This is a genomic window from Bifidobacterium goeldii (assembly GCF_003951095.1).
GTDB lineage: Bacteria > Actinomycetota > Actinomycetes > Actinomycetales > Bifidobacteriaceae > Bifidobacterium > Bifidobacterium goeldii.
Genome location: NZ_QXGL01000001.1, coordinates 591,464 through 607,695 on the forward strand (window position 1 = coordinate 591,464; position 16,232 = coordinate 607,695).

At 56.7% G+C, this 16,232-nt stretch carries 13 protein-coding genes; 1 reads left to right on the forward strand and 12 read right to left on the reverse strand.

The genetic code is table 11. From position 1 onward, the window contains the following. Positions 1-16: 16 nt before the first annotated feature. From D2E25_RS02635 to D2E25_RS02665, 7 genes are all read right to left on the reverse strand, one after another. Complete coding sequence (locus tag D2E25_RS02635) at positions 17-868, reverse strand: DUF3710 domain-containing protein (protein WP_125979457.1); 852 nt, start codon at positions 866-868, stop codon at positions 17-19. An 84-nt stretch (positions 869-952) separates the two neighbouring features. Continuing rightward, a complete protein-coding gene (locus D2E25_RS02640; protein WP_125979458.1) occupies positions 953-1,777 on the reverse strand; it encodes an exodeoxyribonuclease III in 825 nt (274 codons plus the stop codon). Positions 1,778-1,893: 116 nt separating this feature from the next. Further along, positions 1,894-3,915: a dipeptide ABC transporter ATP-binding protein gene (locus tag D2E25_RS02645; protein WP_125979459.1), complete on the reverse strand. Its 2,022-nt coding sequence runs from the start codon at positions 3,913-3,915 to the stop codon at positions 1,894-1,896. Between the two features lie 15 nt (positions 3,916-3,930). After that, positions 3,931-4,899 (reverse strand): ABC transporter permease, encoded by a 969-nt coding sequence (locus D2E25_RS02650; RefSeq protein ID WP_164514677.1) that lies wholly within the window; start codon positions 4,897-4,899, stop codon positions 3,931-3,933. Between the two features lie 20 nt (positions 4,900-4,919). Further along, positions 4,920-5,846 (reverse strand): ABC transporter permease, encoded by a 927-nt coding sequence (locus tag D2E25_RS02655; RefSeq protein ID WP_125979461.1) that lies wholly within the window; start codon positions 5,844-5,846, stop codon positions 4,920-4,922. A 280-nt stretch (positions 5,847-6,126) separates the two neighbouring features. Continuing rightward, positions 6,127-7,761 (reverse strand): peptide ABC transporter substrate-binding protein, encoded by a 1,635-nt coding sequence (locus D2E25_RS02660; protein ID WP_125979462.1) that lies wholly within the window; start codon positions 7,759-7,761, stop codon positions 6,127-6,129. A gap of 402 nt (positions 7,762-8,163) precedes the next feature. Beyond that, on the reverse strand, positions 8,164-9,273 hold the full coding sequence (locus tag D2E25_RS02665; RefSeq protein WP_125979463.1) for a tyrosine recombinase XerC: 1,110 nt from the start codon (positions 9,271-9,273) through the stop codon (positions 8,164-8,166). A 76-nt stretch (positions 9,274-9,349) separates the two neighbouring features. On the opposite strand from D2E25_RS02665, the gene D2E25_RS02670 reads away from it, so the two are divergent. Further along, positions 9,350-9,601, forward strand: a complete 252-nt coding sequence (locus tag D2E25_RS02670) for a DUF6725 family protein (protein WP_125979464.1) — start codon at positions 9,350-9,352, stop codon at positions 9,599-9,601. 96 nt (positions 9,602-9,697) lie between these two features. Here D2E25_RS02670 and D2E25_RS02675 read toward each other — a convergent pair whose 3' ends face one another. The 5 genes from D2E25_RS02675 to D2E25_RS02695 form a co-directional block, all read right to left on the reverse strand. Continuing rightward, positions 9,698-10,771, reverse strand: coding sequence for a prephenate dehydrogenase (locus D2E25_RS02675; RefSeq protein ID WP_241216946.1), 1,074 nt, complete (start codon positions 10,769-10,771; stop codon positions 9,698-9,700). Next, a complete protein-coding gene (locus D2E25_RS02680) occupies positions 10,765-11,790 on the reverse strand; it encodes a prephenate dehydratase domain-containing protein (RefSeq protein ID WP_125979465.1) in 1,026 nt (341 codons plus the stop codon). The genes D2E25_RS02675 and D2E25_RS02680 overlap by 7 nt, the downstream gene beginning before the upstream one ends. Before the next feature lie 2 nt (positions 11,791-11,792). Next, entirely contained in the window at positions 11,793-12,281 is a 489-nt protein-coding gene (locus tag D2E25_RS02685) for an alcohol dehydrogenase (protein ID WP_241216986.1), read from the reverse strand. A gap of 463 nt (positions 12,282-12,744) precedes the next feature. Next, positions 12,745-14,673, reverse strand: a complete 1,929-nt coding sequence (gene typA, locus D2E25_RS02690; protein ID WP_125979466.1) for a translational GTPase TypA — start codon at positions 14,671-14,673, stop codon at positions 12,745-12,747. A gap of 188 nt (positions 14,674-14,861) precedes the next feature. Further along, positions 14,862-16,229 carry an MFS transporter gene (locus D2E25_RS02695; protein WP_125979467.1) on the reverse strand — a complete coding sequence of 456 codons (1,368 nt, stop codon included), beginning with the start codon at positions 16,227-16,229 and terminating at the stop codon, positions 14,862-14,864. Between the last annotated feature and the right edge of the window lie 3 nt (positions 16,230-16,232).

Genomic DNA, 16,232 nt, shown 5'->3' on the forward strand with positions numbered 1-16,232 from the left:
TTGTAGAGACGCGTTATCAGCGAACCTCAGAGAACATCGGGCCACGAGACAACGTGGTCTTCACCTCAGTCTGCTGATCGGAATCGAACGGACCAGTCGGCTTGCCCGGAATATCCTTCAGATGTTCCTTGCCTTCCGTCTCTTCCTCGCTCTGGCTTGCAGCAGCCTTACGCTCAGCAGGGGTAACGGGCGGGTGCATAGGGATCAGATCGCGCGGAGCCAACGGTTCTTCACCACGCTCAACAACAATGTCAGCAAAGAACTTGTTCAGCGCTTGAGTCTCCGGGCTATCCGGGTCGCTGGCAGCCTTGCCGGAGAAAATACCACGCAGCATCCAACGCGGGCCATCAACAGCCACGATACGCGTATTCAGGGTTTTGCCGCCCTTCAACGTCACCGGCAATGCCAGCTCAGTGCCGAACACGCCCGGCTGCTCGGTAGCGTTCTTGTTCGCTTCAAGCAGATCAGCGCGCACATCATCCCACAAGCCCATCGTCTTAGGAGCTGCGAACGCTTCGATTTCCAAGCTGGACGATCCGTAGGTAATCGTGGAGCCAAGAACCTGCTGCGTGGAACGATTTGCCTTAATACGCAGCTCAATACCCTGCAAGAATGGCAGATAGTAGGAGCCGAGGTCCAGGTAATCGTCGTAGTCAGGCGCGTTCTCATCGTTCACGTCCCACGGGCCATACGTTTCACCACGGCCCTCATACGTGTCAGTTGGCGTCGTTGGCGTTTCCGGCTCAGGTGCAGCGTCTTCAGTGTGCTCAGCGTTGAGCGACTCGTCCTTGGCAGCCTCGTCTTTGGCAGCCTCGTCGGCCTTGTCCTCGTTCTGGTGCTTCTTCCTGCCGAATCCGAACAGTCCCATTGAATCCTCATTTCTTACGGGTGCAACGCCAACTAGCGTATCACCCTGCCTTGTTATTGGCTGAAAGCCGGGCCGAAGCCGCGCTCACACGTCGTAATCAATGCTCAATGGAGCATGATCTGACCATCGAGCATCGTACGTGGGCGCCTTGTCAATAACAAATCCACGAGCCGTTTCAGCAAGTTCTGGAGTGGCAAACTGGTAGTCAATTCTCCATCCCACATTGTTATCAAACGCACGTCCACGCTGGCTCCACCATGTGTACGGTCCTTGAATATCACCGGCAAGATCACGCATGACGTCAACGAATTCCAGCTCTCCTAGCCATTGGTCAACATATGCGCGCTCTTGCGGTAAAAATCCTGCATGCTTTTCGTTTGCTTTCGCGTTCTTAATATCAAGCGGCGTATGCGCAATGTTGAAATCGCCGCACAATACTGATTGTTTGCCGCCATGCGCAGCCTCATCGCGCAGTTCGCGCATACGAGTCACCATTGCATCAAGAAAACGGTATTTTTGCGTCATTTTGACCGGATCGTCAGCATTGCCTGCGTGCACGTACACGCATACTACCGTGATGCCGTAGCCTTGCGGAGTAGTTACGTCAGCTTCAATCCAACGCCCGGTATCAACATCGTCATCGAGCCCTGGAAGACCGTAACGGCGTGCGGTAACTGGCAAATCTGTAGTAAGAGCCACACCAGCACGGCCTTTAATACGGCAAACCTCGTTCATGTGCTCACTGCTAGGAGCGAGGCGGTTAAGAATGCGATCCACATCTGGTTGTGGAGCGCGCACCTCCTGCATACACCAGACGTTTGGCGTATGCGTGTCAGCCCAGTGGGCGATGCCTTTACGCTCGGCTGCGCGAATACCGTTCACATTCGATGTCGTAATGGTGATGGTCATGCCGTCCACTATACAAAACACTCTCTGCTGCGTATCGCTATCAGGCCAAATACAACAAGAGGCATATCGAGAAGATCATTCTCGATATGCCTCTTACGCGTTACTCGTAGCTTGTATCAGTCCAAGCCGAGCTGGAGCTTGCCGCCAGGAATAGCGTCAAGCAGGTCGCGCGTGTACTGCATCTTCGGATGGTCGAACACCTCATCGGTCGTAGCGTGTTCAACCAAGCGTCCGTGCTGCATCACCACGACTTCGTCGGCGATCTGACGAACCACAGCCAGATCGTGGGTGATGAACAGGTAGCTCAAGCCCTTTTCAGCCTGCAGATCATTAAGCAGACGCAGCACCTGATCCTGCACCAGCACATCCAGTGCGGACACGGCCTCATCGCAGATGATGACATCCGGGTCAAGAGCCATAGCGCGCGCAATAGCGATACGCTGACGCTGGCCACCAGACAACTCGTTCGGGTAACGGGTCATCACAGACTCAGGCATCTCAACCATGTCGAGCAGCTCACGCACACGCTTAGCACGGCTCTTCTTATCGCCGATCTTATGAATGCGCAGCGGCTCTTCAATCGAACGATAAATCGAGTACATCGGGTCAAGCGAACCGTACGGGTTCTGGAACACCGGCTGCACGTGACGGCGGAAGTCAAGCAGTTCCTTGCCCTTGAAGCTAGAAATATCCTTGCCTTCGTAAGTCACCGTACCGGAGGTCGGTTCAAGCAGCTTCAACACCATGTTGGCCACAGTGGACTTACCAGAACCGGACTCGCCCACGATAGCCAGCGTGGTACCACGCTTGACCGAGAACGATACGTCGTCAACAGCCTTGAACATTTCCTTCTTGCGCGGAAGCTTGAATTCCTTGGTCAAGTGGTCAACGGTGATAATGTGTTCGCTCTTCTCAAGCGTTGCCTCACCCTTTACCTGGTGTTCGAGCAGTGCATCCGCATCTTCACCGCGTTCCTTAGCGGAGATAATGCGCTGAGAAGCCAGCGAGGGAGCTGCTGCCACGAGTCGCTTGGTGTATGGGTGCTGCGGGTGCTGGAGTACTTCGAGACTTGGGCCGGATTCGACAACCTGACCCTTGTACATCACGACGATATGCTGAGCGCGCTCGGCAGCCAAGCCAAGATCGTGGGTGATGAACAGTACAGCGGTTCCCAGCGAGTCGGTGAGCATGTGCAGGTGGTCGAGGATCTTCTTCTGCACGGTCACGTCCAGTGCAGAAGTCGGTTCGTCGGCGATCAGCAGGTCAGGGCGGCATGCCAAGCCGATAGCGATCAGTGCACGCTGGCGCATACCGCCGGAGAACTCGTGCGGGTACTGGCGAGCACGCGTGGCAGCATCCGGCAGACCAGCTTCAGACAGCAGGCCGGCAATACGATCTTCCATCGTGGAGCCGGTGACGTGCTTCTTAGCGATCTCCCATGCCTTATCGTCGCTCACGCCGGCCTTGATCAGGTCGTCGGCAACACGCCAGCGGGTTTCAGAACCGGGCACCCACTCGTCCTTGAAGTACTGCATGACGTTGTCAAACTTTTCACCGCTGACACCAATAGCAGTCAATGCGCTCTTCGCGTCTTCAAGCAGAGCGGGCAGCTGAGCGGAGCCGATAAAGGTCTCATCATCATTGCCCTTTACCGCGACCTCGTCGCCGGCCAGCGCCTTGGCAAGCGCAGAACGCTTCTCATGCGAGACGTCCATGCCATTGGCCTTCAGTGCTTCCTTAACCTGCGTGCCAATACGGTACACAGGGTTAAGGTTGCTCATCGGGTCCTGCGGGACTAGGCCCATCTTAGAGCCGCGCAGCTTGTCAAATTCCTTTGGCTTAAAGCCAGCGATCTCTTGACCTTCCAGCTTGATGGAACCGCCAACAATATGACCAGTGCCGGGCAGCAGGCCCAGTACAGCCATAGCGGACGTGGACTTACCGGAGCCGGATTCGCCTACGATAGCCACCCACTGACCGGGGTAGACGCTAAAGGAAGCGTCGCGCACTGCGTGCACTGCACGCTTGTCGTCGGTGGTGAAGTCGACCTGAAGGTCCTTGACCTCGAGCAGCGGGCCCTGTTCGCGCTGCATAGCGACGATCTTGGCCTCGGTGTTCTCATTCACGTTTTCAGTCATTGGATTTCCTCACGATCACGCCGTACGGCTCTTCGGGTCAAGCGCGTCCTTGACGGCGTCACCCATCATGATGAAGCTCAACACAGTGACAGCCAGAGCCACGGACGGGTAGAACAACACCATCGGGTTGGTCATCAGGTTGGTCTGTGCATTGGAGATGTCGCCGCCCCAGCTGACCGTGGTGGTCGGCAGGCCGACACCCAGGAAGCTCAGCGTAGCTTCGGAGACAATGTAGGAGCCCAGCGACGTGGTACCGATAACGATGATCGGGGCCAGCGAGTTCGGGATGATGTGGCGGAACAGATTACGCATTGGAGTGGAGCCCAGAGCCGTAGAAGCAGTGTTGAACTCAAGGTTCTTCGCTTCCAGCACAGCGCCACGAGCAATACGCGCAGTGGATACCCAGCCGAACAGGGCCAGCACGAGCACGATCTTCCAGATCGACGTGGAGGTCTTGAACATCTGCAGCACGACGATGGCGCCGAGCAGCATCGGGATCGCGTAGAAGATATCGTTCAAACGGCTCAGCACTGCATCAATCCAGCCGCCGCAGAAGCCAGCGACAGCGCCAATCAGCGTACCGATGATCACCACAAGGATCGTCGACAGCAGGCCAACGGACAGCGACGTACGCGTACCGTACACGGTACGAGCGAACACGTCGCAGCCCTGGAAGTCAAAGCCGAACGGGTGGCCAGCTTCCGGGTCGCCTAGCGAGTTGTCCAAGTTGCAGTAGTTCGGATCAGTCTTAGTCAGCACGCTTGGGAACAGTGCTACAAAGATGATGAAGATGATAAGAATGCCCGAAATGATGAACAGCGGGTTCTTACGCAGGTTGCGCCACGCATCAGCCCACATGCTCGTAGCCGGAGCGGATTCATCAACCTTGTCGACATCCTGCAGCGGAGTTTCATCAAGAGGCGCGACGAAACGCTCCTGCCCGGGGAGGACGGCAACGTCATGGATAGTCGTGTTGTCACTCATTGTGTTATCCCTCCCCTGCATCACGCGTAACGGATACGCGGATCAAGTGCCGCGTACAGCAGGTCGACGATCAGGTTGCAGACGACGAAGACCAGCATCAGCAGCGTCACGATGGACACCACAAGGTTGCTTTCGCCCTTCAGGATGCTCTGGTAGGTCAGGAAGCCAACGCCGTGAATGTTGAAGATCTGCTCGGTGATCATAGCGCCACCCATCAGTGCACCAAGATCCTGGCCAAGGTAAGTCACCACAGGAATCAGCGAGTTACGCAGCACGTGACGAACCATCACTGACTTGTTGCTCATACCCTTCGCGCGCGCCGTACGCACGTAATCCTCAGCAATATTCGAGGAGATTTCAGAGCGGGTCAGACGGATGATATAGGCCATAGACACAGAGCCAAGCACCATCGCTGGGAACAACAGGTCGAAGAAACCAGGGTCGTTGCCAGCGGTCACAGGGATAAGGCTCCACTGCACGCCCAGGAAGTACTGGCCAGCGAAGCCAGTCACGAAGGTAGGCACAGAGATGAGCAGCAGGGAGACGATCAGGATAACCGTGTCGTACCACTTGCCCTTCTTCAGGCCGGAGATGATACCGAAGATGATACCGAAGATAGCCTCGAAGAAGAAGGCCATGATGCCCAGCCTGATGGTCACCGGGAATGCACGCGCAATTTCCGCAGTGATTGGCTGACCGGCGAACGTCTGACCGAAGTTCAGTGTCAGCGCGTTCTTGAGGAACAGCAGGTACTGGATGATAAACGGTTTGTCGAGGTTGTACTCGGCGCGGATCTGGGCGGCGACAGCTTCGTTAACCGGCTTGTCACCAAACATCGCTTTAACCGGATCGCCCGGCAGTGCGAAGACGAGTGCATAGACCAGCAGTGTCGTGCCGAGAACCACGGGGATCATCTGCAATACTCGGCGCAGAAGATACTTGCCCATTGGCTTCTCCTTATTCTTTCGGACCGGCCGTCCGCTTCTCCCCCGCACGCAATGGGCGCACGAAAATACACTGGGCCGGTCGCTCAGTACCCCGTAAGTCTACCCCATGGGTTGACCTGAATGTTTCGTGAGGATGACGTGAATCTTAAAAACGGTATATCGCGGATGTTGTAAAGACACGCGCACAAGCTGTTTGAGCATACAAAACGGGGCGGAACCCGTACGGATTCCGCCCCGTTCGCAATCAGAGATCACGAAGATGATCAGCAAGCGCTTAGGCTCACTTGGTCAGCTCCTCGTAGACCGGCAGGTTCTGCCAGTTCATCTCGAAGCCCTTCACGCTGGTGCCAGCAACGCCGCAAGCGTTGGAGTAGTACAGCGGGATGGACGGCAGGTCCTGCAGCAGGATCTCCTGAGCCTGCTGGTAGAGCTTGTTGGCGTCGTCGGTGGACTGGGCAGCGTAAGCCTCGTCCATCAGCTTGTCGAAGTCAGCGTTCTTGAAGTCACCATCGTTGGAGCCCTTGCCGTCAGCAGCAGCAGAAGCGTACAGCTGGAACAGGTAGTTCTCAGCGGACGGGTAATCCGGCTGCCAACCAGTACGGAAGGCGCCCTTAACCTGACGGTTGGTGATCGCGTCACGGAACTCCTGGAAGGTCGGCACCGGGGTGGTGGCGACGTTGATGCCCAGGTTGTTCTTCAGCTGGTTGACGATAGCGTCGTAGATCGGCTTAGCGCCACCATCAGCGTTGTAGGAGAAGGTCAGCTGGCCATCGAACTTGGAGATAGCGTCAGCCTTGGCCCACAGTTCCTTAGCCTTGGCAGCATCGAACTCGAGGTTGTCCTCACCCTTCAGGGAGTCGGAGTAGCCAGGGGTCAGCGGGGAGGTGAAGTCCTTGGCCGGGGTGCCGACGCCGTTGAGCACCTTGTCGGTGATCTGCTCACGGTTGATGGCCTTGGAGATAGCCTGACGACGCAGCTGGCCTTCCTCGGTGTTCACATCGAAGTGCTCGAGGTTGGACGGAATGGTGAAGGTCTGGGACACAGAACCAGCCTTGTTGTAAGCCTGCACCTTCGGATCCTTCTCGAAGGTCTTGGTGGCGGAGGCCGGGACGGACTCCATCACGTCAAGGTTGCCAGCCTGGATGTCAGCGTAAGCAGCCTTGTCGTCAGTGTAGATCTTGAAGGTGATGCCGTCGTTCTTAGCAACGTCGTTGCCCTTGTAGTCAGGGTTCTTGACGAGGCGGATTTCCTTGTTGTGATCCCAGCCGTCGAACTTGTACGGGCCGTTGCCTACCGGCTTCTCGCCGAAGGCCTTCGGATCCTTGTAGAAGGATTCCGGCAGCGGAGCGAAGGCGAGGTAACCGATCTTGATCGGGAAGGTGGCGTCAGGCTGAGACATGTCCACAGTGAAGGTGGTGTCGTCAACAACCTTCAGGCCGGAGAGCTGCTCGGTGCCCTTGAGGCCGTCCTTCTGCAGATCGTCGAAGCCAGCGATGGTGGAGAAGAAGGAGGAGCACTTCTGAGCGTTCTTGGCGTTAGCCACGTAGCTCCAAGCCTTGGTGAAGGACTCAGCGGTCACCGGGGTGCCGTCGGTGAACTTCCAACCAGACTTGATCTTGATGGTGTACTGGGTAGCGTTCTCGTTCGGGGTGATGGACTCAGCCACTTCGTTGGAAGCGTTGCCCTTAGCATCGAAGGAGACGAGGCGAGCGAACAGCAGGTCGCCCGGCTTGCCGCCACCGGTCTCGTTGGTGTTACCCGGGATCAGCGGGTTCTGAGGCTCGGAAGCGTACGAGGTGATGATCATCTTGCCGTTATCAGAGGAAGCGGTGTTGCTGTTGGAGGAGCCGCAGCCGCTCAGCAGCATGGCCAGCGAGCAAGCCGCGGCCGCGAAAGCAAGAGCTTTCTTCTTCATATGATGTTCTCCTATTCCATTGTCGTCGGGCCTTGCCCGGCGTTACGCAAAAGGGGCTGGCACATGCGACACACGTATGTGCACAACCCCTTTGCTGATCAAGGCTTATTGTTGCGCGGTTTTACGACAACGCATAATCACGAGTTCGAAACACTTCGCAGCAGTGTTATGTACAGTCATCGATGTTGGCCAGCGAGGGGCATGTGGCGAGATTCCAACGGATTTCCCAGCTTGATACAAGAGTGTTCACATGATATTGCTGTGTGACAGTGTGCATAAATCCACTGCGCAATGTTACGAGTATGTTAATTCCAGGCGTTTTTACGTTATATTTGCTTACAAATTTCCCCGATGGCGTATCTACATGGTGAGACACGAAGGCAGCAAACCGTACTTTTGCATTCACGCGCGAGGGAATGCTTGTGTATAACGCGCCTTCAACTGCTCAATAGACACATGCGTATAACGCTGCGTAGTTTTTAGCGAGGCATGCCCCAACAGCTCCTGCACTTCGCGTAAGTCAGCGCCACCATCGAGCATATGTGTAGCGGCGCTATGGCGCAGTGCGTGAGGCGCGATATCTGGTACGCCGGCTTCCTGAGCTTTACGATGGACCACCATGCGTACTACGCGCTGATCGATGCGCCCACCACGCGCACCAAGAAACATAGGCGAGCGCGATGATGACGATTTGTGTGCCGCTTGTGTGTTGCCCCGCGCAATAAGTACCGAACGCCCCTGCTCAAGCCACGCTACTAATGCGGCAGCAGCTGGAGCCCCAAACGGCACAACACGTTGCTTGTTCCCCTTACCAGTGACACGCAGCGTGTGCGAAGCTAAATCAATATCGCCAACATTCAATCCAGTCAGTTCTGCTACACGAATCCCCGTAGCGTACAACGTTTCCAACATTGCAGCATCACGCAACGCAATGGCATGCGTTACCGCCTTGTTGGTACGCGCACCTTCCCTATCGTCAGAGGCATTGTTGCCGTGCATATCACTGCTATCACTGCGCGTGCGCGAATCATCGATAGCGGTAGCATCAGCATCTGCAACATCCATTAACGCTCCAGCCTGTGCTTCAGTTAACACGGTAGGCAGTGTGCTGGCACTTTTGGGTGTCATCAATACTGCTGCTGGATCCGTTGGAATACGCCCGCGTTCATGCGCCCACGCAAACAGTGCGCGTACGGAAACGACTTTGCGAGCCATGCTAGATCGCGCATGCGTATGCGTCAGGTCAGCCATCCAAGCGCGCAAATCATCCGTTGTTACTTGGGCCAGCGCTGTGATACCGCGCTCAGCGAGCACAGTGCTGCATTGCGCAATATCAGTGCCATACGCTTTTACCGTGTTCGCTGATAAGCCACGATTTGCTGCAAGCCAAACAAGGAAAGGTGCTACATCGTTATCAAAGGGTGATGGTTGTGCGTCTTGCGTTACGCTCGATGAGCGGAGCGATGCCTCAGTTGCAGTTGACTGAGACGCTGAAGCAGACGATGACGACATGGCAAACTCCCCTTTTGCTTCTACATTACCGTTCGCAGCGCTACGATGGAACAACGGCACAGGCAAAGGAGTCGATATGGCAATCCCTAATGAAATCCCAGCGCACGCGCGCGTAGTCGTTCGCGTATCCGAAGGCGTAGATCCGATTGATCATCGCATGAAATACCGTGACTACGTGGGGCATGTCACCTCATGGGATGGTCATACGTTGGAAATGACTCGCGATGCTGCCGCTAACGGTTCACGCCCTGAACAGCGCGTCACTATTGATGCGGATACGATTATCACACTTAAACCAGTACCGGAGCGACCCTTTACTCGCCCATAGAATTCTCATAAGCGATAATCCCATAGGTAATAAGGTATACAGGCGTAGCGCAACGCTAGTATCAGCCGTACTGTTACGCGCTACGCCTAGCGCCGACTAGATTGCGGAACGTACCTGTACGCGCATATCGTACGAATCGCGAATAGCGACAATGTGTTCGCCGCGACGAGCAGAAGCCAATAGGTCTGCGCGCCAATGATCTGGGTCGATATGGAGATCGTATTCCGACTGTTCGGCACCCGGCACGGATGCCGGGTCCCCGGCCGAATCGCGCAACCGTTGCGCGGCTTTGTAGTCGCGGAATGGTTGACCGGCAGCAAAGAAATCAGTAATGCGATCACTATCACCATCGCGCAACGCGTCAGCCATATCGGTTAACCGCGTGGCCATCGAACGCAGGAGTGTCTCAACATTGGCAGCATCCTCATCGACCATCGCACGCGTACGGTTTGGATCGGTGAGTGCCACGCGCGTCATATCACGCCAGCAGCCGGCAGCCAGTGCGGCGGCAATATTGCGGTCAGGGTGAGCCGTGATTTCATTGATCAATGCCGTGGATACCACGTGTGGCATATGTGAGATCATGGCAGCGGCCCCATCATGCACGTGATCGTTAATCACAATAATGCGATTGCCTACGCCCTGAACAATCAACCGTGCAACAGCGAGGAAACGATCATAATCCGTGTGCTCGTCTACGCTTACTGCCCACAATGCGTCGTTGTACAGCGCAGGGTCAGCTGCCGACCATCCAGACAGTTCATTGCCGGCCATAGGGTGTGCTCCTACATAGCACTCCCCTAGTCCGGCGTCGTTCACCTGTTCGCGCACCATAGTTTTCACACTGCCCACATCGGTAAGCGTTGTTACCTGTGAATTAAGCGAACGCTTCAACTCGGCAAGTATGGCGGGCATTGCTTTGAGCGGATTGCACAAGACAATGATTGCAGGCTGAGCTTGCGCCAATTCAGCTAGCGTTGTCATACAGCGAATACCGTCCGCTTGCGCCTGTGCGTACGGATGATCACGGTGATTCCAGGCGATCACGTCCGCTCCGCGCGCGACGAGCCTGCGTGCAAGTGAGCCACCGATCAGTCCCAAACCGACGATACCAACCGTGTGATTACGGTCGTTGGCATGAATCGTATGCGTTGGTTGCGCTTCTACCACAACAGCTCCTTGCAGGTTTTATCATCGTTCATCCAGTCGCTTGAGGCATTATCCTCGTATCGCACGCCACCGTTTGGCAGCGACCATGCGTATACCGGTGGGCTAGGCCGTTCGCGACGTGGATATACGGCCAGAGTTTTCACCCAGTCGCCGTGTTCGATAACTTCGCCAAGCACTTCACGAAAATGCGGTTGCCATGGGGCTGCATCCATAGTGGCAATAAAACTGTACGTACCGTCTCGGCCTTTAATAGGGCGTGAGATAAAGCTGGTCATGTTGAGTCCTGCGTCACGCAAAACATCCAACAGGTTTGCGAGCACGCCCGGGCCGGTATAGAGCGGAATGAACGCGACAATGGATTCGAATTCAGCGTCGTCACGATTTGCTTTGCCGCTGCTGACGCGCGCTGCTACAGCTGCAAGTTGTGCAGCTTCGGCGCGAGGTGCCAGAATCAAAAACTCGGTGTGTGCACCGGGATAATCTTCAACAGCTGTTGCAACGCGCGTCAGTCCGTACAGTTCGCCGCAAATTGCTGGGCCAAGTGCGACTTGCCCCGGTTTGAGATCACGGCATGCGGCACCATTGGATGCTGCCGGCACAGCAGTGAGCTTATGTTCGGCGGCAAAACGACGGCATTGTGCTAATCCGTGAGGATGCGCGGTGATTGTCGTGCATGATGCAATGAGCGATGCTGCGTCTGCCGTGCTGTCTGTCGTATGCGACGAAGCAGGTTTGACAAATGCGTCGAAGGAGACATCAATGCCGACGCGTGCGAATGCGGCAGTGTTTCGTGCGTCGATTAACGCGTCAAGATTGGGGACCACGTATCCTTCGATATTGTTTTCCCAAGCGATAGCACCCCAATCGCCATGGTGTTGAACAGCGTCGAGAATCGCTGGCACATCGGGTTCAGCTTGCAAGGTGATCGTACCGTCAATAGCGTGCAATGTTGCTGCAGCTTGTAGTGCGGCTTGATGCGTGAACGTGCCTTCAGGGCCAAGATAGTGCAGCGTGGTCATGATTAGCGTGCCTCACCGGCAGACGAGCTGGGACTGGTGGCTCGGGGTGTAGTTCCGTTTGGGGTTGGTTTTGTGCCGATACGGAACCATGATGCTGGCATAAACAGCATGCCAAGTTGGACGAGAATCATGCCGATAAGCCAAATGTACCCGGCATGCTGGCTGAAGTATGGTACTGAGCCGCCAAAGCCGATTGGCGTGAGTGCGTCGCCAGTAGACGCTCCGGCAATAACCCATGCTGTGCCGGATGATGCGATCAGATGCAATGCGAGGCCGACGGCGTCGAGTCGAGCGCGTGCACACCATGTTGACAGGATGAGGATGAGAAAGGCGATTGCCAGACCGTAAGGAATATTGGATGCCGCTCCCATACGATGTGCGAATGTGCCGAATACGGCAACCAGTGCACCAGCAAGTACGGTAACAACACCCCGCGCAATCAGCCCCAAACGATGGGACCACGGCAGGTTAGCACGATCTTCCAATTGCATCATGCGTACCAGTATGCCCCGAACGGGCGAACAAACGTATGAAATTGATCGGTTGTGCGTTGCTAACTACCTGGTTTGCACTGATATTGTGGCGGTCTCTCCCCCAGTCAGCTTCGCTGACACCCCCTCGGCAGAGGGGGGCAAGGCTCCGCCAGCACCTATACAAGGAGGTCGGTCTACCGCAAGTAGATCGACCTCCTATGCCTATCAAATCAGGCTACTTCGTGGCTTGGTTATTCTGCTGAGCCGTTAAGCAGAAGGCCCAGTGGGCCTTCTGTAGGCGAAGTGAGCGGGCACACTACAAGCGCCCGCGAAGTCGTCAAAACAATCGGGCTACTTCGTAGCCTGATTGTTTTGACGATGCCGAGGCGTTAAACGAACAGTCCAGTGGACTGTTCGTAGCCGAGGTGAGCGGATGCCACCACAGGGCATCCGCGAAGGCAGCGTCGTCAGAATAACCAAGTCACTTCGTGGCTTGGTTATTCTGACGACGCTGCTTGGCGCGCCACTTGTACCAGTCTTCACGGCCGAGGATGATCTTGCGCACGCGGATGGATTCTGGCGTGACTTCGACGCACTCGTCTTCGTTGGCGAAGTCGAGCGACTCTTCGAGGCTCATCTTGACCGGCGGGGTCAGGGTTTCGAGCACGTCAGCGGTGGAGGAACGCATGTTGGTCATGTGCTTGGCGAGCGTGATGTTCACGTCGAGCTCGTCAGGCTTGTTGTTCATGCCGACAACCTGGCCCTCATAGACCGGGGACTGCGGTTCGACGAAGAAGATACCGCGAGCCTGCAGACGCTGCATAGCGTACGGGGTGGCCACACCCTTACGATCGCACACCATCGAACCATTCTGACGGGTGACGATCTGGCCTGCCCACGGAGCGTAACCAGCGGACAGCGAGGAAGCAATGCCAGTGCCGCGGGTGGCGGACAGCAGTGCGGTACGGAAGCCGATCAGACCACGGGACGGCACGGTGAACTGCAAGCGCACCCAACCGGAGCCGTGGTTGGACATGGAGTCCATGCGGCCCTTACGGTCTGCCATGAGCTGGGTAACCGTACCCATGTACTCTTCCGGCACGTCGATGGTGGTGTTTTCCATCGGCTCGTTGATCTGACCGTCGATGGTCTTGGTGACTACCTGCGGGCGGCCGACGGTCAGCTCGTAGCCTTCGCGGCGCATCTGCTCGGCGAGCACAGCCAGCGCGAGTTCGCCACGGCCCTGCACTTCCCACGCGTCCGGGCGGTCGGTGGGCAGTACCTTGATCGACACGTTACCGATGAGCTCGCGGTCGAGACGATCCTTGATCATACGAGCGGTGAGCTTGTGATCCTTGCCTTCAGTACCGGCCAGCGGGGAGTCGTTGACGCCGAAGGTCATGGAGATAGCCGGGTCGTCAACGTGGATGAGCGGCAGCGGCTTCGGATCGTTCGGGTCAACGATGGTTTCGCCGATCATGATATCGTTCACGCCGGCGACGGCGACGATGTCGCCAGGGCCTGCGGATTCGACGGATTCGCGCTCGAGGCCCTGTGTGCGCAGCAGCTCGGTGACGCGGAAGTTTTCGATCGAGCCGTCCACACGGGACAGGCCGTAGGTCTTGCCCTTCTCCAGAGTGCCGTTGTAGATACGCACAAGGCCGAGTCGGCCGAGGAAGTCGGAGGAGTCGATGTTGGCGACGTGAGCCTGCAGCGGGGCGCCTTCCTCATACTCCGGGGCCGGGATGTACTTGATGATGTCTTCGAACAGCGGCTCGAGGTTGTCGTTGTCCGGCAGAGCGCCGTCGGCAGGCTGGTTGGTGGAGGCGTAGCCGGCCTTAGCCGCGCAGTAGACGACCGGCAGGTCGAGCAGATGGTCGAGATCGAGGTCAACACCTTCCTCAACAACATCCTGCGCGAGGCCGAGCAGCAGGTCAGTGGACTCGGAGACGACTTCTTCAATACGCGCATCCGGGCGGTCGACCTTGTTCACGCACAGAATCACCGGCAGCTTGGCCTCAAGCGCCTTGCGCAGCACGAAACGGGTCTGCGGCAGCGGGCCTTCGGAAGCGTCCACGAGCAGCACAACGCCGTCAACCATCGAGATACCGCGCTCAACCTCGCCACCGAAATCGGCGTGGCCGGGGGTATCGATGATGTTCAGGGTAATGCCGTCCGGGTAGCCATACTTGGCGGCCAGCGGACCGGTGTACTCGACGGCCGTGTTCTTGGCCAGAATGGTGATGCCCTTCTCGCGTTCCAGATCGTTGGAGTCCATCACACGATCCGGCACTTCTTCACGCTCGTTGAACACGTGGGACTGCTGGAGCATCGCGTTCACCAGCGTGGTCTTGCCGTGGTCGACGTGTGCCACAATGGCCACATTACGAATATCGCCGCGAACCGCCATAGAAACCTCTCTTAATTGATTCTTTGCGTAACCGCCCGGTACATGACCGGTGTTGTTGCTTCGGTGGTACCTTATTTCACTTACTCACAAACCGGCACAAGCATACTCATATGCTTCGACCGCCCTATATGAAGCAACTAGTGATCGCTTACATAGAGGACGGTCGATGTATTCCGCGCTCAATGCGATTAGTCTTCGAGGTCAAGCCCCTTGCGTTCAGGCAGGCAGAGTGCTGCAACGCATGCGAGTACGAAGGCGATAGCAAAAATAATGAACGCGACTGCTTTGTTACCACCGGACAGGGTGAGGAACCACGGCATGAGCAGTGGCGCAATAATCGCGGCGACACGACCGCATGCGGCGGCAGCGCCAGCGGCAGCACCGCGCAGTCGAGTCGGGTAAATCTCTGGAGTGACCGCGTACAGCACGCCCCATGCGCCGAGGTTAGAGGCGGAGAGCAGCATGCCGAACACGAGCACGAGTGTTACCGAACCAGCCTGTGAGAATGCGAATGCTGCTAGTGCAGATATCGCGAGGAAGATGCTCAGTGTTTTGCGCCGTCCCCAGATTTCAACGAGCCATGCGGCAAGGAAGTAGCCTGGCAGCTGGGCGATGGAGATCGCCAGCGTATAGCCAAACGACTTGGTGAGCGAGCCGAACTGGTCCGCGAGCAGCGACGGCATCCACGTAAACGCGCCGTAGTACGAGAAGTTCACGAAGAACCATGTGGCCCAAATTGCTGCGGTGCGCGCAATATATTTGGAGCCAAAGAGTTCACGCGTGTTGATTTTTGGCAGTGGCTGCCCTTTGGGAGATGCGACTGGTGCCACCCCGCCGGCAGCTTCAAAGTAGCGCACAGCTTGTTCAGCTTCGTCTTCACGGCCCTTAGCTTCTAGGAAGCGTACGGATTCGGGAATGTGTACGCGGGTGACGATCGCGTACAGCAATGGCAGTGCGCCGATTGCCAACGCCCAACGCCATCCCCAATCGCCGGTGTTAGGGATGACGAAATAGCCGATCATTGCGGCGATAATCCAACCAACTGCCCAGAATGATTCGAGTAGGACGGTCATGCGGCCGCGTTGTTTGGTTGGAGAAAACTCAGAGACGAGCGTGGAGGCGACTGGCAATTCGGCACCAAGACCAAGGCCGATCACAAGGCGCGCGCCGAGCAGCATGCCCAGCGACCAAGACAGTGCCATGACACCGTTAGCAATACCGAAGATGATCAGCGTGGCAGTGAAGACGGTTTTACGCCCCACTCGGTCGGCGATGAAACCGCCAAGTGCTGCGCCAACAGCCATGCCAACGAAGCCGATAGACAGCACCCACGATTTTTCGGATGGGTTGAGGTTGAAGTGTGGATCAGCGGCAATGGCTGCCACAACAAACGATACGAGGCCAACATCCATGGCATCGAACGCCCAGCCGATACCGGAGGCGACGAGCAGTTTGCGGTGAGCCTTGTTGAACGGCAGCCGATCGAGCCGTTCATTACGAGTAAGTGGTGCTCCAGCCGGTGATGATGCGGCGGATGCTGACGTGGCTTGTGCCATGAC